We start from the raw sequence: 22090 nt of genomic DNA, 5'->3' as shown, positions 1-22090 counted from the left end.
TTTTTGCCGCCCGCTTTGCGAAGGACAATATGGACCCACTGCCGCATGGCCAATCCGCGCCGCTGACCGGCCGCTCGGCCGAGATCGGCGCGCTGCACAGCGCCTTTGCCGCAGGCGGCGCCTTGCTCGTTGCCGGTGCGGCCGGCGCCGGCAAGTCCGCCCTGCTCGCGCAGCTGGCCAGCATGGCGGCCGACCGCGGCGGCTGGTTCGTCAGCGGCAAGTTCGACCAGTACCGGCACGATGCCCCATCGGCCATCGTGCAGGCCATGCGCGCGCTCGGCCACCTGCTTCTGGCCGAACCCGAAGCGGCGCTGGTCCAGCAGCGCGAGCGCATCCTGGCGGCGCTGGACGGCAACGCCGGCCTGATCGCCGCCGCCCTGCCCGAATTCGCCCTGCTGCTAGGCTGCCACGATGCCACCCACACCGATCCGGCGCGGCACCAGGCCAGGATGCGCGATGCCGTTGTCGACCTGCTGCGCGCCGTCGTTTCGCCCGCGCGCCCGGTGGTGATGGCGATCGACGACCTGCAGTGGGCCGGGCCCGGCGCGCTGGCCGCGTTCCACGCCTTGCTGCAGGACGCGGCCCTGCACGGCCTGTTCCTGGTGGGCGCCTACCGCAACGATGAAGTCGACGACGCACACCCGCTGCATCCCATGCTGCTGCGCTGGCGTGGCTGCCCGACGCTGGAAGTGAACAACCTGCCGCCGGCCTGCCTGGCCCCTTTCCTTGGCACGCTCCTGCACATTGCGCCTGCGCGCTGCGCCAGCCTGGCCACGCTGATCGGTGAGCGCACCCACGGCAATCCCTTCGACACGATTGAGCTGGTCAACGCCCTGCGCGAGGAAGGCTTGCTCAGCGCCGATGGCGGGGTTCGCGATGCGGCCGGCATCCGCGCCTTCATCGCGCAGCGCGAGGTGACCGATTTGCTCGCGCTGCGCATCGGCCGCCTGCCGCCCGCAACGCGCCTGATGCTGCAGGTGCTTGCCTGCCTGGGCGGCGCGGTCGACGGCCAGGTGCTGGCGCTGGCCGCCGGTGTCGATGCGCGCCAGCTCGATCCGGCGCTGGCCGATGGACTGGTGCTGGAAGCCCAGCGCAGCCTGCGTTTTTGCCACGACCGCGTGCAGCAGGTGATTTACGAAGGCATGCCGGTGGACGAACGCCAGGCGCTGCATCTGGCGATCGGGCGCCGCCTGCTGGCGCATGCAGGGCACGAAACCGGCGCCTCCGAGCAGTACCTCGTCCTCGGCGACAGCCTGCCCGACACGCCCGAGCGCCGCCAGGTCGCCAGCCTGTTCGGCCAGGCGGCGCTGCATGCCAGAAGCCAGGCCGACTACGCGCTCGAAGAGCGGTTTCTCAGCGCCGCCGTGCGGCTGCTGCGCCTTGACGGCCCCACGCCCGCGCTGGCGCAAGCCATGCGGGCCTGGCACGCCTCGCTGTACATCCTGGGCCGGCATGCCGAGGCCGACCAGGTCTATGCGCGGATCGCCGCCCAAGAGAGCGACCTGACCGGCCTGATTGAAGCCAGTTCGGTGCAGATCAACAGCCTGACCAGCCGCCGCATGCTGCCCGAAGCGATCGCCCTCGGCATCGCCCTGCTGGCGCGGGCCGGCATCGAGCTGCCGGACAACGACCCTGACGACATCGCACGCCGGCTCGACGCCATCACCGCCTGGGCCTACAGCGACGCGCTGGACGCCGATCTGCAGCGCGCAGGGCCGATCGATCCGCATGTGCTGGCGGTCGGCACCCTGCTGCACCTGACCACCATGGCGACCTACTACGCCGACGACAAGCGCCTCATCTGGCTGCTGGTGCGCTACCAGCAGATGTGGATCGAACACGGCCCCTGCGCGGCGCTGCTCAAGACCTTCGGCACGTTGCCGATCCTGTTCAAGCGGCACGGCGACTACCGCACCGGCTACGCGGTGCTGATCAAGGCGCAGGCGATCGGCAAGGCGCGCGGCTACGATGACGAGGCGGCGTGGCTGCAGCACGTGTTTGCGCTGGCGTCGCTGCACTGGGTCGAGCCGCTGGAAAACGCCATCGCCCACGCGCGCCAGGCACGCCAGGTACTGCTGCAAAGCGGCGACCTGCACTACGCGACCCACACCTATCACATCGAGATCGTGGCGCAGCTCGAATCGGCGCCGACCCTGAACATTCTCGCCGCGATTCTGTCGGAGGCCGAAACCAGCGCCCGGCGCAGCGGCAATGTCACCGCAAGCCGCATTCACCGCAGCTATCGCTACCTGCTCGATGCGGCGCGCGGCGATATCGACATCCATTTCCCGGCGCTCGCGGGGGACCCGGACACCTTGAGCGCGTGCCTCGCGCGCGCGCATGCGGCCCTGCTGTTCGGCGACGACGATGCGCTGGCGCGCCATTCCACGGCCGCCATGCCCTTGCTGGCCTCCTTTGCCGGTATTTATCCGGCCGCCCTGGGTTATCTGTTCCGGGCCCTGGCGCTGGCGCGCCAGGCGCATGGCGGCGACGGCGCCCTGCCCGAACTCGATGCGTGCCGCGACTGGATGGCGCTGCGCGCAGCGGATGCGCCGCGCAATTTCGCCCATCTGGTCACCTGGATCGATGCCGAACGCGCCTGGGCCACGGGCGACGGCGCCGCCGCGGCCAGCTTGTTCGACCAGGGCCTGCTGGCCATGCGCGCGCACAGGCGGCCATGGCACCGCGCGCTGATGACCGAGCGCGCCGGCCTGTGTTATCTGGCGCAGGGCTTGCAGTATGTCGGCTCGTCGCTGCTCGCCGAGGCGCTGCGCCTTTACGAGGCGTGGGGCGCCCCGGCCAAGGCAAGCGCCATGCGCGCGAACCACGCCTTCCTGCGCACCGCCAGCGCCCCGGCGCGGCGCGCGGCCGATGCGGCCAACGCCCCGCTGGACAAGGTCGATTTGCTGGCCGTGCTGCGGGCGTCGCAGGCCCTGAGTGCCGAAACCACGCTGGCGCGCCTGCAGACGCGCGCCTGCGAGCTGCTTTGTTCGCTCGCGGGTGCCACCGCCGTCAAGCTGCTGATCGTGCCGGTCGGGCAGGCGGAGCACGCCCCTGCCCTGCCCATGTCGGTATTGCGCCACGTCGAACGCGCACGCGACGTGCTGCTGCTCGACGACGCGCTGCAGGATGACCGCTTTGCGCGCGATCCGTATTTTTCAGGCTGGAGTCAATGTTCGCTGCTGGCGGTGCCGATTTTCACGCACCACCTGCTGCACGCCGTGCTGCTGCTCGAGAACAGCGCTACCCGCAACGCGTTCACGGCCGAGCGGCTCGACACGGTGATGCTGATCGCCGGCCAGCTGACCATCTCGCTGGTCAAGCTCGGCGACGCAAGAACTTAAGCGCTCTCCACCCCGGCCCGGTGGCGTTCGCGATAGCGCCCCGGCGACACGTTGAACCAGCGCTTGCAGGCCCGGAACAAGGTGCCCTGGTTGGCGAAACCGAGCCGGTAGCTGATTTCGGTGAAGCACAGACTGGTCTGATCCAGATAATGCGCGGCCTGCTCGCGCCGCACCGCGTCCACCAACTGCACGTACGACGTGCCCTCGTCCTGCAGCCGGCGCTGCAAGGTCCGTTCGCTCATGCACAGTGCCCGGGCGACGTCGCCGCGCGCCGGTTCGCCGTCCGCCAGGCAATCGAGCACCAGTTCGCGCACGCGCCGGGTGGTGCGCGCGTCGCCCAGGCGCGCCAGGCGCTCGTTGGCGAAACGCTCGTGCAGTTCGGTCAGCAGGGGATTGCCGGTCATGAGCGGCAATCCCAGGTCGGCCGGCGAAAAACTCAGGCGATACCGCTTGGCGCCGAAATGGCAGGGGCAGCCGAAAGCCGCCAGGTAGGGCACCAGGTTGGCCGGCCGCGCATGGGCCAGTTCCACCGACTGCGGGCGCAGATCGCGCCCGGTCAGCCAGCGGCACAGGTTGGCGATCATCAGCAGCGCGAAATCATGGCGGTCGCCGGGCGCGCCATCGCCCAGCGTGAGCGTCAGCCCGCAGCCCTGGCTGTCTTGCGTGAGGATGAAGCGGGCGGCGCTGCTGATGATGGGGACGTACTGCGCCATGCGGCGCAGCGCGCTTCCCAGGTCCGGACTGGACATCATCACGTGCAGCACCACGCCGAAGCAGGCCGGCTTGGCGGCGCCTCCGAGTGCCACGCCCGGATGCGGGTGGCCGGACTGCTGCGCCGCCAGCGACCACAAGACCGAGACGGCGGCGCTGTCGAAGCGGCCGTCGGCGTCGTCGAGTTCGTCCAGCGGCATGCCGGCTTCCTCGAGCAGGGCCAGCGGCTCAAGACCGAGCTCGCCGATCAGCTCGACGATCCCTTTCACCCACGCTGCGGACACGGTCGGTCTGGATATCGTCACGGTCATGGGAACCTCGTCTTTCTGGCCTGCGGAAACGGCTGCGGCGCGCCTTGGCGCTGTGCCGCCTTGCCAACATGATACTACGATTGCATTGTCACCAAAACAACTCTTTTGGTTTGTTGTCATCGGTACCACAGCCGCGCCGCATGGCCGCCAAAGCGAGCGAATTGGCCTGTCCGGCGTATGCGTGGTCTGACCACGCCGCTTATAGTAAGCAACAACGTTGTCGGAAGAACAGCGCAAAGTCAGCCAGGTTCATCCCCGGGTGAAAGCGCCTACTGGTCTTCGCAAGCGCGACAAGCCCCATTTACTGATCTACAACAAACGGAGATATACATGCGACATTCATTCCGCCAGGCCGCTACATCGGCGCTCGCACTTGGTTTATTCGCAGCAGGCGTCGTACTGTCCGGTGCGGCCATGGCCCAGGAACCCGTGATTTTCGTGCACGGCTACAGCGGCTCGTCCTCGAACTTCGACGCCATGGTCGCGCGCTTTGCCGCCAGCGGCTATCCGCGCTCGAAGCTGTACGGCTTCAACTACAACTCCATGGTGAGCAGCGACCGGACCAGCGCCGCCTCGCTCAACAGCTTCATCAACTCCGTGCGCGCCAACAACGGCAACCAGCCTGTGAGCGTGATCGCGCATTCGAACGGCGGCCTGGTGGTGCGCTGGCAGCGCGCCAAGCTGGGCGGCGAGGCCGGCATGCGCCGCTTCATCACCCTGGGTACGCCGCACAAAGGCACCACCAGCGCCTACGGTTGCTATTCCCCCGCGTGCTTCGACATGCGGCCCGGCTCATCGTTCATCACCCAGCTCGCCGGCGCCGGTTGCGACCGCTCGCTGTGGTCCGCCAACGATGGCGTCATCCTGCCAGCCCGCAATGCGCAGTGCGGCGTGAGCGTGCAGACAGCCAGTGTCGGCCATATTTCGATGTTGACCGACACGAGCGTGTACAACCAGGTTCGCGCGCAACTGCCGTAACACGATCGACCAGCACAAGGATCAGCCATGGATTTTCATTTCACCTCGGCCAGCCTGGGCCGCCACTGCCTGGTCCTGCTGCTGGCGTTGCCGGGCGCGTATGCCGCTACCCCGGCCGCTACCCCGGCCGCGCCGCCGGCACAGGAAACGGTCGCGCAGGTCGGCGACCAGCCGGTACGCAAGGCCTTGCTCGACGCGCTCATGGATGCCAACGCCGGCCGCCCCAATCCCTTCGATGAAGAAAACGCGCAGGACCGGCAGGAGCGCGCCAGCGCCCGCGCGGCGCTCGACCGCAAGGCGGTACTGGGCGAACTGGTGACCCTGGAACTGATGGCGCAGGAAGCCGTCAAACTTGGCTTGCATCAGTCGGCGGACATCGTGGCCGAGGCCGAGCTCGCTTACAAGACCCTGTTGCAGCGCGACCTCGTGCGCCACATGCTGTCCACCATTCCAGTCACGGACCAGGACATTGCGCAGCGCTACCAGGGCGTGCCGGCGGAGCGCCAGTTTCAGATCGCCAGCGTCGATGTGGCCACGCCGGCGGCGGCACACGCCGCGCTGGCGGCACTGCGGCAAGGCAAGCGCTTTGCGCAGGTCGCCAGGCGCTGGTCGAACGGCGCCCGCCCGGTTGCGCCGGCCTGGGTGCTGGCATCCCAAATGGACACCGATCTGGCGCCGCGGGTGGCCGGCATGGCTCCCGGACAGGCCATCGAGCGGGCATTGCCGCAAGGCGGTTGGCAGATCGTGCAGCTGATCGCCACCAAGGAACTGCCCAAGCCGCCGCTCGATGAGCTGCGTGCCGGCCTGCGCATGCAGATCATGCAGGAACGCCTCGGCCAGCGGATCGAGGCCCTCAAGACGCGCACCGGCATCCGCCTCACCGCCGAGCGCGCGCCGCAGAAGGAAGCTGCGCAGTGAGCATCAAGGGCCCGCTTGCCTGCATCGCGGCCCTGCTGGGCGCCGGATTCATGCTGTACCGCGAGCCCGTCATCGAAACGCCCGCCACGGCGCGCGAGCGCACCGGCCAGGCGGTCGAGCGCAGCTTCACCGTCCTGGCCGAGGCCAGCCCGGTGTTCGGCGCCATGCCGGAGCAGCGCGCCGATCCGCCATCGTTCCCGCTCGCGGCCGATGGCAGCCTGGCCATCAACGAACGCACCAGTACCCTGCTCGACGTCTTGCTGGCGGGGCTGCCGCATCATCCTGGGCGGGTGGAAGTGGACCAGATCGAAAAGCGCATGACGGCCGGGCTGCCGGCGCAGGCAGCGCAGCAGCTTGCGCGGCTGCTGCGCACCTATGTCGCCTACCGCGACGCGGAAACGGAACTGAGCGAGCGCCAGCGCGCCGACGCCACCCTCACGCCCGAGCTGGCGCTGGACCAGCTGCACGCGCTGCGCGTGGCACACTTCGGCGAGCAGCTTGCCGGGTCACTGTATCGGGAAGAAGAAAAACAGATGCGCGCCGACCTGGCGGCCACGCGCCCGGGGGCGCCGCGCAGCGCGGACACGCAGGAGCGCGGCCTGGCCGCCGATCCCGCGCTCGACCGCCTGCGCAACGACGTTGCCGCGCTGCGCAAGGCGGGCGCGCCCGAGGCGCGGGTCACGGCCCTGCGCACGCAGATGCTTGGAGCGGACCGCGCGCAGCAGCTGCACGACACGGAGCTGGTGCAGTCCGACTGGGAGCAGCGCAGCCGGACCTTCCTCGCCGCCGCGCAGCCGGGCGTCGACATGGAAGCCCTGCTGCGTGATCTGTACTCGGAACAGGAAATGCCGGCCGCGCGCGCCTACAACCTGGAGCGCCTGCGCAGCCAGCAAGCCGCCGGCGCACAGAACAAGCAATAAGCGGCGGCCTACCTCACTTCGCAATCGACCGCTGCCGCCTTGCTAGAGGCGCTGGTGTTTTGTGCACCCGGCCCCGTCTGCATGCTGAACACCGGCGGCGGGGTGAACTTGATGCCTGGATTGGCTGGCACCATGACCGGCGGCTTGAGCGTACTCGGGGTGTAGCCGAACTGTCCGGCCGAAAAATTCATGCTGCCGCCCGCATTCGACATCGAAATCATCCCATCGATCACCGACACATACAAACCGGGCTGCAGCGCTCCCGGTCGCGCCAGCCCCGTTGTCCCGGCCCCCGCCGGCACATATTGCGCGATAAAGGTGGTGCCGCGAATACCGATGGTGGCGCTCGGCGTCTTGAGCGAAAACTTTTCCTTGTTCCGTTTCCCAAGCAAGCCGGTCAGCGAGCGCAGCCCGCCCTTGATCAGGCTGAAGCTGGCGCTGTCGGCGTCCGGCTTGCCGGCCTCGTAGGCGAACGCCTCCACCTTGAACGTGGTCCCCGGCTGCAAGGTGATTTCGCTGTTGTCGATGAAGCGGATCTGGGCATAGGTGTTCTTTTCCGACACCAGGGTATCGCCCTGCTCCACCTCCGACTTCAAGGCCAGCACCTTGACGCTGCCGTCGGCCTTCTTGACCATCAGCGGACCGCTCAGGTTGACGATGGTACCGGCCACCTGCGCCCCCCACGCCAGCCCGAAGGAACTAGCCAGCAGGAAACCCGCGAGCGCCTTAGTTGCAGTACGTCTTTTTGCGCAGTTCACTGGCGTCTCCTTTAATGTTGCTCGTATCGGCGGTTTGCGCGCCGGCTTCCTTGCCCGCCACTTTTTCCGGCGCCGTGCTGTCGCTGGACGGCGTCACGCTGTTGATGACGTTGATCGTGTTGACGATGACTTCCTTGACCACGCCGTCGGCGAGCTGCTGCGGCGGCGCCACCACGGCACATCCCGCCAGCGCCGGATTGGCCACGCAGCTATTGATTGACGGCAGCACCACGCTGCAGCCTTGCAGGCCGGGACTGCCCACGCACTGGGCCACGGTCGGCAGCACCACGCTGCAGCCGGCGGCGCTTGGGGTGGCCACGCACTGGCTCAGGCCAGGCAGCACGACCGCGCAGCCCGGCGCCGATGGTGTGGCGATGCACTGCGCGATCGGCGGCAAGACCGCCACGCACCCGGCCAGGCCAGGCGCGGCCGTGCACTGCGCCACCGTCGGCAAGACCACGTTGCAGGCCGCCAGCGATGGCGTCACGCTGCACTGCGCCAGGGTCGGCAACACCACCGAACAACCCGGTGCGCCCGGATTGGCCACGCAATTCTGCAAGCTCGGCAGCACCGCGCCGCAGCCCGGCAGGCCCGCGTTGCCGACGCACTGGTTCAGGGTCGGCAGCACCACGTTACAGCCGGGCACGGCCGCATTCGCCGCGCACTGCGCCAGGGTCGGCAGCACCACCGTGCAGCCGCTGGCGCCCGGATTGGCCACGCACTGGCTCAGCGACGGCAGCACCACCGCGCAGCCCGGGGTGGCCGGATTGGCCGCGCAACGGCTCAGCGACGGCAGCACCACGCTGCAACCTGGCAGGCTGGTGGCGGAAATGCACTGGGTCAGGGTCGGCAACACCACCGCGCAGCCGGCTTGGGTGGGCGCGGCCACACACTGGGCCACGCTCGGCAGCACCACCGAGCAGCCGGGCAGGCCGGGACTGGCGCTGCAAGCCGCCAGCGACGGCAGCACCACGCTGCAGCCGGCCTGGGTCGGGCTGGCCACGCAGGCGGCCAGGGTCGGCAGCACCGCCACGCAACCGGCGCGCGATGGCGTCGCCAGGCAGGCGCTCAGGGTCGGCAGCACCGCCGTGCAGCCATTGGTGGCGGGCGCGGCGATACAGGTGTTCAGGCTGGGCAGCACCTGCGCGCAGGCGGCCTGGGCAGGATTGACGACGCACTGGGCCAGGGTCGGCAGCACCACGCTGCAGCCCGGGGTCGATGGCGCGCTGGTGCACACGGCCAGGGACGGCAGCACCACGCTGCAGCCGGTCGCGGTGGGTGTGGCGATACAGGCGCTGAGCGACGGCAGCACCACGCTGCAACCGGGCGCCGATGGCGTGGCCACGCACTGGCTCAGGGTCGGCAGCACCGCGCTGCAGCCAGGCGTGGCGGGATTGGCGATACAGGTGGCAATGCTCGGCATCACGGCGGCGCAATAGCGCAGCGCCGGATTGGCGGTACAGGCGCTCACGGCGTCGGCCAGCACCGTGGCGCAGCCGGCCAGGGTGGGCGTGGCGATGCAGGCGTCGATTGTCGGCACGGCCGCCGGCACACCGGTCACCGCGCCGCTGGAGCTGGCAATCGTGCCGCTGCCGCTGAGCGAGGCGGCGCTCACTGAAATATTGCCGGTGGTGGCGCTGACGCTGCCATCGTTCACGATCGATCCGGCCACCATGGAAATATTGCCGGCGCCGGAGGCCACGCTGCCGCTGGTGCCGATGGTCAGCACCCCGCCATTACCGGCTTGCAAGCCAATGGCGCCGCCACTCGACGCCACGCTGCCGTTGATGGTCAGCGGGCTCTGGGTCGACAGATTGATCGGGCCGCCGAGGCTGCTGACGATGACCGGACTGGTCGTCCCCGGCTCATCCTTGAGTACCGTCATGCCGCCCTTGTTTGCAATCGTGATCGCCCCCGTGTTGTTGCCGCCGCTCTGGACGACGCTGCCCAGGTCGAGCGTGCCGGTATTGCTGATATTGATCGGCCCGTTGCCCGTCTCGGTGATGTTCGTGGCAGCCAGGTAGCCCGTCTGCGTATAAAACGGCGTGGACGCGGAGCCGGTCTGCTGCCTGGTCAGGATCGCGATCGCACCGGCCCGGGCCGGCGCCGTGGCGCTGTTGCCGACGCTCGCACCGGTGAGCAGCAAGGCTCCCGGCGTGATAAGCGGATTGAGCAGGTTGATGGCGCCATTGCCGGCGTCGATCGCCAGCTTGCTGGTGGGCGTCAGGTTGGTCAGGTTGAGCTCGCCGTTGACGTCGACCGCGCCGGTCTGCGCCAGTTCGCCGCCGATGGTCAACTGGCGCGCGAAAATCCTGGTCAGCTCGCTGGTATTCAAGCCCAGCCGTCCGTTCGCATCGAGGGCGTTGTTGCCGAGGTGGATATTAGTACCGGGATTGCCGGGGCTGAGCACCACCTCGCCGCCGGCGCTGCCGGTGCCGGTGATGTTCGCGCCGATGTTGATATTGTCCGACATGAGCAGCACGTGGTCGGCGCTGAGGGCAGCGGTGGAACCGGTATTGATCAGCCCCGCCGTCAGGCCGGCGCGCTCCAGCGCCAGCTTGGTGCCGGCGCCGGCCGCCAGGGCGATGGGCGCGTTCACCTCGATGTTGCCCTGGGTGCGCAGGCGCAGCACGGTCATCTCGGCCGGGGTGGCCTGGCCGCCCAGGGGCGCGGCGACCAAAATCTTGCCCGTATGCGCAGAGGAGCCGATGATCAGTTCCTGCGCATGGATCGGGTTCAGGTCGAATGGCGACAGGCGCATCAGCGATGCCGTCGGGCCGCCCGTGGCGACGACGATGTCGCGGTTATTGGTATATGGGGCAATGCTCACGAAAGGACGTTGCGACTGCGCCGGTCCGATCATGCCGCCCATGAGCTGCACGTTGTCGGCCACGATATCGATATTGCCGCCGCCCTGCAAGGGCGCGACCGAGAACTGCTGGAACGTGTCGGTGGCGACGAATGCCATGTAGCCGCTGCCGCTGTTGACAGGCGCGTTGGCGGTGTTGCCAAGCCTGATGGTATGGCCGCTGAGCGACAGGTTGCCGCCGCTGGTATTGAGCGCGCCATTGATGGCCACGGTGCCGGTGCCGCTCGCGTACGGCGCGACATTGGCGTTCAAGGTCAGCGCCCCGCCCTCGGTCGCGATGTTGGCATCGATGGAAATGTTATTGCCCGCTTCGACCGACAGGATGCCCGTGGTGCCGTCGGGGCGGGTGATGGCGCCGTTGACCAGCACGTCGTGGCGGGCCTGGATCACGATATCGGTCGCGGGCGCTGCCGAGTTGAGCATGGCCGAATCGATCAGCGTCATCGTGTCGGCCGGGGTGTCGACAAATTCATCGACCGTATTGAGCTGGTCGGTGCTGCCATTGGCGCCGATGGTCACGTCGTACGGGTCCAGCAGCCAGGTGCCGTGCGCGCCAGTGTTGACCCGGATACCGTTCACGTCGAGATGGTAGCCCGAGGTTTCCACCATGCCACCCTTGCCGCCCGCGGCCGAAATGCTGCCGAAGGCGCGCGTGGCGCCATTCGACCACAGCACCACGGTGCCGCCGTCGCCGCTGCCGGTGGCGTCGGCCCGGATCGAGGCGGCCTTGCCCATCACCGTCTGCTGCGCATTGCGCACCAGCGTATTGCCGCCCTGGTAGCCGCCGCCGACCAGCACCGTGCCGCCGCCGGCCGCGCCGCTGGCGTCGATGCGGGCGTCGCCCGTCATGCCGACCCGCTCGCCCTGCACGCTGATCTCGCCGCCTTTGCCGGCCCCCGTCGCGCTGGTGACGCTGCCCGCTTCGAGCAGCGCATCGGCGCTCGCCTTGAATACGATCTTGCCGTTGGCGCCGACCTGGGCGCTGTTGGCGCTGACCAGCCCGCGCTGCCTGACCAGCGCCCCGTAGATGCCGATCTTGCCGCCCTGGGCAATCACCTGCCCCAGGTTGAGCGCGGCGCTGGCCGGGCTTGAGACCACCACGTGCAGGTCGGGATTGCTGGAATCGACCAGTTGCACGCTGTGGCCGGCCGCCAGCACCACGTCGCCCTGCGGCGAGGTGATGATGCCGCTGTTCTCGACATTGGGCGCGATCAGGAATACCTTGCCGCCGCCGGGCGTGGTGATCGCACCCTGGTTGACGATGGCGCCGGCCGATGGCGTTCCATTGAAGTTGCGCTTGCCGGCCAGAAAATCCGCATTGGTGAGGTTCAAGGTCGAGGCGGTCAAGCTGCCCACGTCGATGCGCGCGTCGCGCCCGAACAGAATGCCGTTCGGATTGATCAGGAATACCTGGCCGTTCGACTGCAGCGCGCCGAGGATGCGGCTCGGGTCCTGGCCGGTGATGCGGTTGAGCACGGCGCTATTCGCATCCTGCTGGATAAACCGCGTGATGTCGCCGGCCCCCACCGAAAAGCTCTGCCAGTTAATGATGGTGTTGGGCGTATTGGTAATTGAAAAGACATTACCCTGCTGCCCGAACGTCGCCTGGCCGGCCACCACCTGCGGCGAGCCGGGCGCGGCGTGGGACAGCGGAGCGCCGCCGAAGGCCAGCAGCAGCGGCAGGCAGAGTCGCTTCAACAAGCGCGGAAAATGGTTCTGGATCGTCATTTGTTTCACCTTTAGTAGGCCAGGCCTACGCGCACATGCACTTTATTCTTTTCGCTCACGCCGGCATCCCGGCGCAGCACGTGGCCGTAATCGATCTGCATATTGAGCGAATTGCCCATCGAAAAACGCCAGCCCAGGCCGACGCTGGACACCGTGGCGCGCGCCGCTTCGCCCGGCAGCGCCTCGTTGCGGCGGCCGTGGGCGGCGTCGACAAAGCCCAGCACGCGGCACTGCCAGCGCTGGCGCGCGGCGCAGAAATTGGGGCTGTAGACTTCCAGGTTGGCCAGCAGGCCCGAATCGGTGGAGACGGCACGTTCGTCGAACCCGCGCACCGATGACGCGCCGCCGGCGCCGAACTGCTCGCCCGGCACCAGCGCGTCGCCCGTGATCTGGCCGTTAAGCAGCGCGCGCAACTGCCAGTCGGCGCCGAACGCCCGGTTCAAGCCGGCCGCAAAGCGCGCCATGGTGTAGCCGGCCTTGGCGCCAGAGCGGGTGCGCGCGAAATCGGCGCTGCCGCCACGGCTGCCGCCGGGCAGGTTGCGCACCAGCCCGGCCGAAAAATTGACGTCGCCGCCGGCCAGCGGCGTGCTGGCCAGGTACGTCACGCTGAGCGGATGGACAGTGATATCGTTGCCGAAATTCTGGCCTGCGAGCAGCACGCTGTTCTTGTACGCCTTGTGGTCGAACCCGTACACCAGGCGCGGATCGAGGCTGCCGCGCCGCGCCAGGGTCTGGTTGTAGCGCGCCCCGGCCACCGTGCCCTTGCCGCTGACGGCCAGGTTGAAGATGCCGGCCGTGACCGCGCCCGAATCGATGTCCGAATAGCTGGCGTACAGGTCGACCGAATCGCCCAGCTCATATAAGGGAATGTGATAGCCCGCGCCGTACACGCTGACCTTGCCCGGTTCCTCCACCGTGGTGGTGTACTGCACGCTGCCCACATGGTCGCGCCCCCACAGGTTGGCGTGCTGCAAGACCACGCCGGCGTGGGTCTTGCCGGTTTGCCCGGTGCCGGTATTGTCGAGATTGAGCATGGCCGTCCACGGCTTGTCGTCGACGACCGCCAGGCGGGCGTCGAGTTCGTCGTCGGCGGCGCCGTTCTGCAGGTTCAGGCTGATCTTGCGGGCCGGATTCTGGTTGGCCATGCGCAGGTTGGCCGAAACGCGGTCCAGGTTGGGCGTGCGGCCCGGCTGCAGGGCCGGCAGGGCGCGCCGCACGTTCGCTTCGTCGACCACCTTGTTGCCGCTCACGAGAATGCGGCCGATTTTCGTCTGCACCACGTCCAGGCGCACCACGCCGCGGTTCAGTTCCTGCTCGGGCAGGCGCACCGTGACGACCTGGTAGCCGCGCGCGTGGTACAGCGCTTCGAGCGCTTCGAGCGCGCGCTGGACGTCGCCGAAATCGCGCCCGTTGCCGGCGAACGGTTGCAGCGCGGCGTCGATCTCGGACGAGGCGAGCAAGGTGTTGCCGGCCACGTCGAAGCGGCTGATGTCGAAGCGGATGGGATCGGTCGCGGCGGGCTCGTTCGCCCAGGCCGCTCCCACGGCGGCGGCCAGCACGGCGCCGGCGGCGAGGCGGGCAAAAGGTCGTTTCATGAATAAGCTCTACGGTGTGTTTTTATCGTTGGCATAGGTTCAACCCCGGAGGAAAGCACTGGCAACACAGCTTGCGTTTCTCTGTCGAGTGTAATCGTGCTGCCTCGTGCGAGTGAGAAATTCCTGCCCGATCCGGCCGATTTCTGCGAAGCGTTGTATGGCGGAGTCAGCCGGCGTTAAGAGAATGACAAATGCAAGCAAAAACGACCACGCCAGGCGCGCTATTTCGTGTCGAAAGTGGTAACACCATCCCAATCCGGCGCGGGCGGGTTGGCGCGGTAGATGGCGATGCGGTCGAGGTAAAGCCGGTACAGGGCGCACTCGGGCTCGTCAGTTTGCAACTGGTTGAGGATCACCTCGGCGCCATCCCACTGCTGCGCGCGCACCAGCGCCAGCGCGGCGTGCCAGGTGGCCAGGCGCGCCGCGCCAGTCTCGCCGAGGGAATCGGCCGCGCCGAGCGGCTCGAAGATGGCGACCGGTTCGTGCTTGCCCTTGACCCGCACCAGGTCCAGTTCGCGCCAGGCGAATTCGGGCGCGGCGTGGCGCGTTGACTCCCCCGCCGCGATGCCGACGCCGTACACCTTGGTGATGCCTTCCAGGCGCGCGCCGAGGTTGACGGCGTCGCCCATCACCGTATAGGCGCGGCGGATCTTCGAGCCCATGTCGCCCACGTGCATCAAGCCGCTGTTGATGCCGATGCCCACCTTCAGGGGCGGCCAGCCGCGCGCCTGGAATTCAAGATCGAGGCGCGCGGCGCCGGCCTGCATCAGGAGCGCCGTGGCGACCGCGCGCCTGGCATGGTCGGCAAAGGCCACCGGCGCGCCCCAGAAGGCCATGACGGCGTCGCCGATGTACTTATCGAGCGTGCCGCAGTGGCTGTCGCGGATATCTTCCGACATGGCGGTGAGGTACAGGTTGATGTACTCGCGCAGCGCCTTGGGCGTGAGCTGTTCCGAGATCGTGGTGAAGCCGCGCACGTCGATGAACAGCACGGTCAGTTCGCGGCTTTCGCCGTCCATGGTGTACTGCTCGGGATTTTCGGCCATTTCGGCCACCAGTTCGGGCGCCACGTACTCGCGAAAGCGCGATACCAGGGCCTGGCTCTTGCGCACCTCGACAAAGTAGCCGAAGCCCAGATTGAGCACGAACAGCGCCAGGATCAGCAGCACCGGCACGGCCGCGTTGAGCACCATGTCGGCTTCATAATAAAGGTAGAAATTGATGCCGATGGCCGCTGCCAGCGCCGCCGTCGTCAGCAGCACCGCCCTGGACGGCGAAAGCAGCGCCGGCATCAGCGCCAGCACCAGGCCGAACACCAGCACCTGCAGGCACTCGAACAGATAGGCCTCGGCCGGACGCGCCTTGAAGTCGTTGTCGAGGATCGACTTGAGCAGGTTGGCGTGCACCTCCACCCCCGGGTATTCCGGGTTGACCGGGGTGACGCGCAGGTCGTTGATGCCGGGCGCGGTGGAGCCGACCAGCACCAGCGCGCCCTTCAGCTGCGCGGGCGGCACCGCGCCGGTGAGCACGTCGGCCGCCGACACGTAGCGGAACGCGCCGCCAGCCGGCCCGCCGCGCCCGCGGAACTGCACGTAGGTGGTCAGCCCTTCGCCCACCGGAATGCGCAATTGGCCGCGCGGCAGGAACAGCGAGATGAAGGCGGCGCTGCCGCTGTCTTTTTGGGCGTCCGACAGTTGTTCGACGGTGGTGTCGAAATACGGCGCGATGGCGCGCGCCTTGAGATACACGGCCGCCGTTGCCAGCGACAGCGACGGGTAATAGGCGTCGCCGATGCGCTGCAGCAGAATGGAAGAACGGATCACGCCATCGGCATCGGTCGACGCGGTAAAGATGCCGGCGCCGGCAGCGGCCTGCTGCAAGCGCGCGATATTGGCCTCGTAGCCGTCCGAGGTGTAGGCCAGCAGCTCGCGTCCGTTCAGGCTCTCCAGGGTGAACGCGGGGGCCGGCAGCACGCCCTTGCGCAGCTTGTCCGACACGTTGTAGCCGAGGACCACATTCTGGCCGCGCAGGGCCTCGGCCAGCAGGCCGTCGTAATCCATGCCCGCTTTCAGGTCCGCCAGCTGCGCCTTCAGGCCCGCCACCCCGGCCAGCTGGTCGTCGGCGAGGCGTTCGAGCACGGCGTAGCCGGACGAGGTATCCGGTTCGGGAAAGGAGATATCGAAACCGACCGCGCCGGCCCCGTAGTGGCGCGTGAGCTGCGTGACCAGGTTGGCCTGGATATTGCGGCTCCACGGAAAGCGCCCGATCGCGGCCAGGCTCTTTTCATCGATATCGACGATCACCACGCGCGCGTCCAGCACGGGCGCCTCGATGCGCATGCGCAGGCCGGCCACGAAGCCGTCCATGCGCTCGATCGAATCGCTGTGAAAAAAGCCGAGCGTGGACAGCGCCGCCGCCACGGTCAGGGCCAGCCCGAGCAGCCAGCGCGGGCCGTACTTGCGCAGCATGCGCACACGCTTTGTCATCGGTCAGTCGCTTGCATACGATGTACCCGCCCGTCTCAGGATGCCGCCATACCATTACTTCGTGGTAATACGGACGAGTGTAGCGCCGCCCGCCAACCCTGTACACCGCCGCGCGAAAAGCGTGGGCAAAACGGCACGAAAGCGGGCGCGGCAGATTCCGCAGGTAAATTTTGCAGCCACGCGCAGGCAAAACCGCTATGATCGACCGTAATTGCAACATCGACGATTTCGGCCATGAGAGTGACGACATGAAATTGCGCTTCTGGGGCGTGCGCGGCTCGATTCCTTCGCCGGGACCGCGCACCGCCCGCTATGGCGGCAACACCACCTGCATCGAAGTGGGCACCGACGACGGCACCCTGATCATCCTCGACGGCGGCACCGGCATTTTCGCGCTGGCCCAGGACCTGCTCACGCGCCTGCCGGTGAACGCGAACATTTTCATCACCCACAGCCACTGGGACCATATCCACGGCCTGCCCTTCTTCACGCCACTGTTCATCCCCACGAGCCGGGTGCGCCTGCACGGCGCGCGCGACGAAGCGACCGGCCAGGGCATCGAACACATCATGGGCGTGCAGCTCCAGAACAGTTATTTTCCCGTCGGCGAAGCGCAGATGGCGGCCACCATCGAATACCGCACGCTCGACGTGGGCGTGGCCGTCGCGGTGGGCGACGCGTTGGTCGAGAACGTGGTCATGAACCACCCGGTGACCAATCTGGGCTACCGCATCAGCTGCAACGGCAAGTCGCTGTTTTTCACGGGCGACCATGAACCGTTCTACAACCTGTATCCGGAGGACGACGCGCGCCATGCGCCGTACCAGCTGCAGATGGAACAGCGCCAGCGCGACATCGACCGCGCCATGCAGGGCGTCGATGCGCTCATTTTCGACTGCTCGTACACGCAGGGCGAGTACCCGTCCAAGCGCGGCTGGGGGCACGGCACCTTCGACGCCGCGCTGGCCAGCGCGGTGCGGGTCGGAGCGCGCACCCTGTACTGCACCCACCATGAACCGACCCGGGGCGACGACGAACTCGAAGCCGTCTTCGCCGATGCGCTGGGGCGCCACGGGCCGCTGCCCACCGGCCTGCGCGTGGTGCTGGCCTACGAAGGTCTCGAAGTCGCACTGAACTGAACTTGGCCCTCATCTGTCGAAAGCGAAAGCACCCATGAACGAAGCGTCAAGCGGCAAGCAAGGTGGTAACGACGAAGACACGGGCGCGCGCCTGGACTTCTCCAGAAGGCTGCAAGCGGTCACGAACAAGATTCACGCGACCGCCAACCTCGATGAAATCATGCTCGACCTGGGCATGGATTTTTGCGACCTGTTCGACTGCGACCGCTTCACCCTGTACGCGGTCACGCCCGAGAACGACCATATCGTCTCCAAGGTCAAGACCGGCCTGACGACCTTCCGCGAGCTGCGCCTGTCGATTTCGCCGAGCTCGATCGCCGGCTTCGTGGCCATGAGCCGTAAGGCCCTGAACATCCGCGATGCCTACGACGAGGAAGAACTGCGGCGCCTCGCGCCCGGCCTGCACTTCCAGAGCGGGGTGGACCAGCGCACCGGCTACCGCACGCGCGAAATGCTGGTCGCGCCGCTGCTGACGGTGCAGTCGAACGAACTGCTCGGCGTGATCCAGTTCATCAACAACCGCAAGGGCGGACCGTTTTCCAAGGTGTGCGAGGAAGGCGTGCGCGATCTGTGCGACACCTTGTCGGTGGCCTTCAGCCAGCGCCTCAAACCGCCGCAGACCGTGCGCACCAAGTACGTGGGGCTGGTGCACGAGGCGGTGCTGTCGGCGCCCGAGCTGGAACTGGCCACGCGCTCGGCGCGCAAGAAGAACCTCGATATCGAGGAAGTGCTGATCAGGGAGTTCCAGGTGCGCGCGCAGGCGATCGGCGAATCGCTGGCGAAGTTTTTCGGCATGCCCTACGAGCCGTACAAGCCGGACCGGATCAAGCCGGGCGAACTGCTGCGCAACCTGAAGGCGCAGTACGTCGAAGAGAACCAGTGGCTGCCGCTCGAAGAAACCACCGAGGGCCTGGTGGTGATGGCGCTCGACCCGGAGCGCATCAACACCAGCAAGATCGTCAACCAGATCTTCCCCAAGGCCAAAGTGGTCTACCGCGTGACCACGCGCGAGGACTTCCGGCGCACCGCCGAACAGTTCTTTGGCGCCGCTGTCGACGCCGAGGGCGGCTCGGTGGGCGAACTGCTGTCGGGGATGGACCAGGATGACGCCGATGGCGACGGCTCGCTCGACGTCTCGGCCGCCGTCGAAAATGAACTGGTCAAGCTGCTCAACAAGGTGATCATGGATGCCTACCGCCAGGGCGTGTCGGACATCCACATCGAGCCGCTGCCGGGCAAGGGCAAGACCGGCATCCGCTTTCGCAAGGATGGCTCGCTGGTGCCGTACATCGAAATCCCGGCCAGCTACCGCAATGCGCTGGTCGCGCGCGTGAAGATCATGTGCGACCTCGATATTTCGGAGCGGCGCAAACCGCAGGACGGCAAGATCAAGTTCAGAAAATACGGCCCGCTCGACATCGAGCTGCGCGTGGCCACGATTCCCTCGTCGGGCGGGGTGGAGGACATCGTGATGCGCATCCTGGCCGCGGGCGAACCGATCCCGCTCGACAAGCTGGGCGTGCTGCCGTTTAACCTGGAGCGCCTGCGCGCCGCCATCGAAAAACCGTACGGCCTGTTTTTCGTGTGCGGGCCGACCGGTTCGGGCAAGACCACCACGCTGCACTCGGTGCTCAGCCACCTCAATACGCCCGACACCAAGATCTGGACCGCCGAAGATCCGGTCGAGATCACGCAAAAGGGGCTGCGCCAGGTGCAGGTCAACCGCAAGGCGGGGCTGGACTTCGCCACCGTGATGCGGGCGTTCTTGCGGGCCGACCCGGATGTGATCATGGTCGGCGAAATGCGCGACAAGGAAACCGTCAGCATGGGCATTGAAGCCTCGCTCACCGGCCACCTGGTGCTGGCGACCCTGCACACCAACAGCGCGCCGGAATCGATCGTGCGCCTGCTCGACATGGGGATGGACCCGTTCAACTTTGCCGATGCGCTGCTCGGCATCCTGGCGCAGCGCCTGGCCAAGCGCCTGTGCTCCTCTTGCAAGGTGGCTTACCATCCGGATGCGGCCGAGGTGGAGCTGATGCTCACCGAGTTTTGCACCGAGCTGCTCTCGACCGAAGCCTTCATCGCCGACCCGGACGCGGGCCGCGCGCAGGTGCTGGCCGGCTGGCGCCAGCGCTATGCCAACGCGGACGGCAAATTCACCTTGTACCGGGCGGTCGGCTGTGCCGAGTGCAACAAGGGCTACCGCGGGCGGGTCGGACTGCACGAACTGATGATCGGCACCGACAAGGTCAAGAAGCTGCTGCAGGAGCACAGCCGCGTGGCCGCCCTGCTCGCGGCGGCGCTGGAAGACGGCATGATGACGCTGAAAATGGATGGCATCGAAAAGGTGCTGTCCGGGATCACCGATATCAAGATGGTGCGGCAGGTGTGCATCAAGTAAGCCGGCGCCTTACTGCATGATGCGCACCACCTTGCCGACCACCTGGTTGGCGCGGACAAAGCCCCAATAGCGGCTGTCGTAACTGTTATCGCGATTGTCGCCCATGACGAAGTAGTGACCGGGCGGGACCTCGCATTGCATCGCCATGGCTTCGTGAACGCAGTTTTCTTTGAACGCGAAATCATCGGGCTCTTTGATACTGCGGGCCTCGCCCGTGCGCAGCAAGATTTGAAAGCGCACATTGCCGAGTTGCTCTTCGAAGCGCTGGAAGGCCACCAGTTGTTCCGGGTCCAGATAGGCTTCGAGCTCGCGCACCCGCGTGGCAGCGCCGTTGATGAAGAGCTGGCGGTCGCGGTACGCGACTTTATCGCCCGGCAGGCCTACCAGGCGCTTGATGTATTGCTGGCTCGGATCAAGCGAAAAATCGAACACGATCAGATCGCCCCGCGTCATTGGCGCAGAAATCGGACGCGATGCGAAGGTGATCCCGAAGGTGCTGGCATGCCCGTAGCCCCATTTCTGCACGAGCAGATGGGCACCCGATTCAATGGCTGGCGCCATCGACGTGGACGGCGCGCGAAAGGTCTCGTAAAAGAAGGCGCGCAGGCCGACGACAGTGGTGAAATACGTCAGCATGATCGCCAGCAGGACATGCCAGCGCGTGGACACGGGCCTGACCGCGCGCACCGGCGCGCGCGCGGCAATCAGGTAGGCGGCGCTCATGCACAGCACCGCCAGCGCCACCTGGAACGCCACCATGACGGTGGCGGAAAGAGGTCCGGGCAGCAGGAAGAAAATGGCGCACATCAGCAGCAGGGCACCGCCGAACACCAGCGCGGCCAGGCGCGGCGCGCCGGCGTACACCAAGCCGAGCGGAGAGAAAAAGATGTTCAGGGCAGTGGCGATCCACTTGTTCGGCTTCCAGTTCACGGCATTCGTTCACGACAATGTGCGGCATTCTCTCATGCAATTATGATTGGCCAGCAATATCGATACCAACATGGCACAATCGCAGCTCACTCATTCACCATCAAGGCCATGTACTCCTCCACTTTTATCTTCGGCACCAAACATCTCGACGAAGAATTCCACCAGCTCGATAAACTCATCGCCGACGCCGCCAAGGCGCTGCCCGGCTATCTGGGGGAAGAGGCGTGGGAAAATCGCGCGACCGGCCTGTTTTCCAACGTGTATTACTGGGAGAGCCTGGAAGCGCTGCAGGCGCTGATGCAACACCCGGCGCATCTGCAAGCCAAGGCGGCTCAGGCCCGATGGCTGGACGGCTATCACGTGGTGATTTCGGAGGTAGTGCGCACGTATGGCAACGAAGACCTGGGCCACCGGGTGAAACCAGCCTGACAGCGCGCGCGATTGACAGCCCCACCGCTCCGGCGCTACCCTGTGATTCCGCCGTGCCCCACCGCTGCCGCGATTGATGACGATGCTCCAGGCATTTCCCTTCCCGATCCGAACAGAATGTCCGCCAGGCGCCTGCGTGTGCCAGCGCGAGACCTTGCTGGCCGATGCCGACAGCGACACGCGCATCCTGCGCCTGACGCGCGAAGAAGAAAAGAAGCTGCTCGCACACATCGACAATATGGCCACCTACGAGGACCTGAACAAGCTGGCCGAGCGCCTGTACGGCCAGCTCGGCGTAGTGCTGCACATCACGCCAAGCAACAATGAGGTGCGCAGCGCGCGCGGCCTGAGCATCGTGCTCGCCGAACGGCCGGGCCTGTGCCGCAAGACCCGCCAGGCGGTCCCGACCGCCATCCGGCGCTGCCTCGACCGGCATCCGGAAATTATCTACGCCATCCTAGACGCGCACGACTTGCTTGGTCCTGACTGACACAGCACTGCCCTGCCGGTTCCGCCGGCTCAAGCAGCGCCTCAATCTTAAGCATGTTTCCGGCCTGTCCCAGCAGGCCG

The 22090-nt window shown here is 66.9% G+C and carries 14 protein-coding genes; 8 read left to right on the top strand and 6 right to left on the bottom strand.

Annotated elements, in window-relative coordinates; translation table 11 throughout:
• The first annotated feature begins 29 nt into the window (after positions 1-29).
• Positions 30-3344 carry an ATP-binding protein gene (locus RBA41_RS21835; protein WP_306626352.1) on the top strand — a complete coding sequence of 1105 codons (3315 nt, stop codon included), beginning with the start codon at positions 30-32 and terminating at the stop codon, positions 3342-3344.
• Here RBA41_RS21835 and RBA41_RS21830 read toward each other — a convergent pair.
• The gene (locus tag RBA41_RS21830; protein WP_306626351.1) at positions 3341-4366 is read right to left on the bottom strand and encodes an AraC family transcriptional regulator; all 1026 of its coding nucleotides are present in this window, start codon (positions 4364-4366) and stop codon (positions 3341-3343) included. The genes RBA41_RS21835 and RBA41_RS21830 overlap by 4 nt on opposite strands.
• Before the next feature lie 330 nt (positions 4367-4696).
• On the opposite strand from RBA41_RS21830, the gene RBA41_RS21825 reads away from it, so the two are divergent.
• Genes RBA41_RS21825 through RBA41_RS21815 form a run of 3 tightly spaced genes read left to right on the top strand, consistent with a single transcriptional unit; the run spans position 4697 to position 7182 of the window.
• Complete coding sequence (locus RBA41_RS21825) at positions 4697-5344, top strand: esterase/lipase family protein (RefSeq protein WP_306626350.1); 648 nt, start codon at positions 4697-4699, stop codon at positions 5342-5344.
• 27 nt (positions 5345-5371) lie between these two features.
• Positions 5372-6262, top strand: coding sequence for a peptidylprolyl isomerase (locus tag RBA41_RS21820; protein WP_306626349.1), 891 nt, complete (start codon positions 5372-5374; stop codon positions 6260-6262).
• Positions 6259-7182: a lipase secretion chaperone gene (locus RBA41_RS21815; RefSeq protein ID WP_306626348.1), complete on the top strand. Its 924-nt coding sequence runs from the start codon at positions 6259-6261 to the stop codon at positions 7180-7182. The genes RBA41_RS21820 and RBA41_RS21815 overlap by 4 nt, the downstream gene beginning before the upstream one ends.
• 8 nt (positions 7183-7190) lie before the next feature.
• Here RBA41_RS21815 and RBA41_RS21810 read toward each other — a convergent pair whose 3' ends face one another.
• From RBA41_RS21810 to RBA41_RS21795, 4 genes are all read right to left on the bottom strand, one after another.
• A complete protein-coding gene (locus tag RBA41_RS21810; protein ID WP_306626347.1) occupies positions 7191-7940 on the bottom strand; it encodes a FecR family protein in 750 nt (249 codons plus the stop codon).
• On the bottom strand, positions 7909-12537 hold the full coding sequence (locus tag RBA41_RS21805) for a two-partner secretion domain-containing protein (RefSeq protein WP_306626346.1): 4629 nt from the start codon (positions 12535-12537) through the stop codon (positions 7909-7911). The genes RBA41_RS21810 and RBA41_RS21805 overlap by 32 nt, the downstream gene beginning before the upstream one ends.
• Before the next feature lie 11 nt (positions 12538-12548).
• Positions 12549-14132, bottom strand: coding sequence for a ShlB/FhaC/HecB family hemolysin secretion/activation protein (locus RBA41_RS21800; RefSeq protein ID WP_306626345.1), 1584 nt, complete (start codon positions 14130-14132; stop codon positions 12549-12551).
• Between the two features lie 221 nt (positions 14133-14353).
• Positions 14354-16618, bottom strand: coding sequence for a CHASE2 domain-containing protein (locus RBA41_RS21795; protein ID WP_306626344.1), 2265 nt, complete (start codon positions 16616-16618; stop codon positions 14354-14356).
• 248 nt (positions 16619-16866) lie between these two features.
• Between RBA41_RS21795 and RBA41_RS21790 the strand changes: the two genes are divergently transcribed.
• The gene (locus RBA41_RS21790; protein ID WP_306626386.1) at positions 16867-17757 is read left to right on the top strand and encodes an MBL fold metallo-hydrolase; all 891 of its coding nucleotides are present in this window, start codon (positions 16867-16869) and stop codon (positions 17755-17757) included.
• 34 nt (positions 17758-17791) lie between these two features.
• Positions 17792-20161, top strand: coding sequence for a GspE/PulE family protein (locus RBA41_RS21785; RefSeq protein ID WP_306626343.1), 2370 nt, complete (start codon positions 17792-17794; stop codon positions 20159-20161).
• A gap of 9 nt (positions 20162-20170) precedes the next feature.
• Here RBA41_RS21785 and lepB read toward each other — a convergent pair whose 3' ends face one another.
• On the bottom strand, positions 20171-21091 hold the full coding sequence (lepB, locus tag RBA41_RS21780) for a signal peptidase I (RefSeq protein WP_306626342.1): 921 nt from the start codon (positions 21089-21091) through the stop codon (positions 20171-20173).
• A 108-nt stretch (positions 21092-21199) separates the two neighbouring features.
• Here lepB and RBA41_RS21775 point away from each other — a divergent pair, with 108 nt between their 5' ends.
• Positions 21200-21520 carry an antibiotic biosynthesis monooxygenase family protein gene (locus RBA41_RS21775; protein ID WP_306626341.1) on the top strand — a complete coding sequence of 107 codons (321 nt, stop codon included), beginning with the start codon at positions 21200-21202 and terminating at the stop codon, positions 21518-21520.
• Positions 21521-21656: 136 nt separating this feature from the next.
• Positions 21657-22010: a hypothetical protein gene (locus RBA41_RS21770; protein WP_306626340.1), complete on the top strand. Its 354-nt coding sequence runs from the start codon at positions 21657-21659 to the stop codon at positions 22008-22010.
• Positions 22011-22090: the final 80 nt, after the last annotated feature.

Source organism: Massilia scottii (assembly GCF_030846495.1).
GTDB lineage: Bacteria > Pseudomonadota > Gammaproteobacteria > Burkholderiales > Burkholderiaceae_D > Telluria_A > Telluria_A violaceinigra.
The sequence above is the reverse complement of the archived record's forward strand: the minus strand, read 5'-3'. Positions and strand labels throughout refer to the sequence as shown.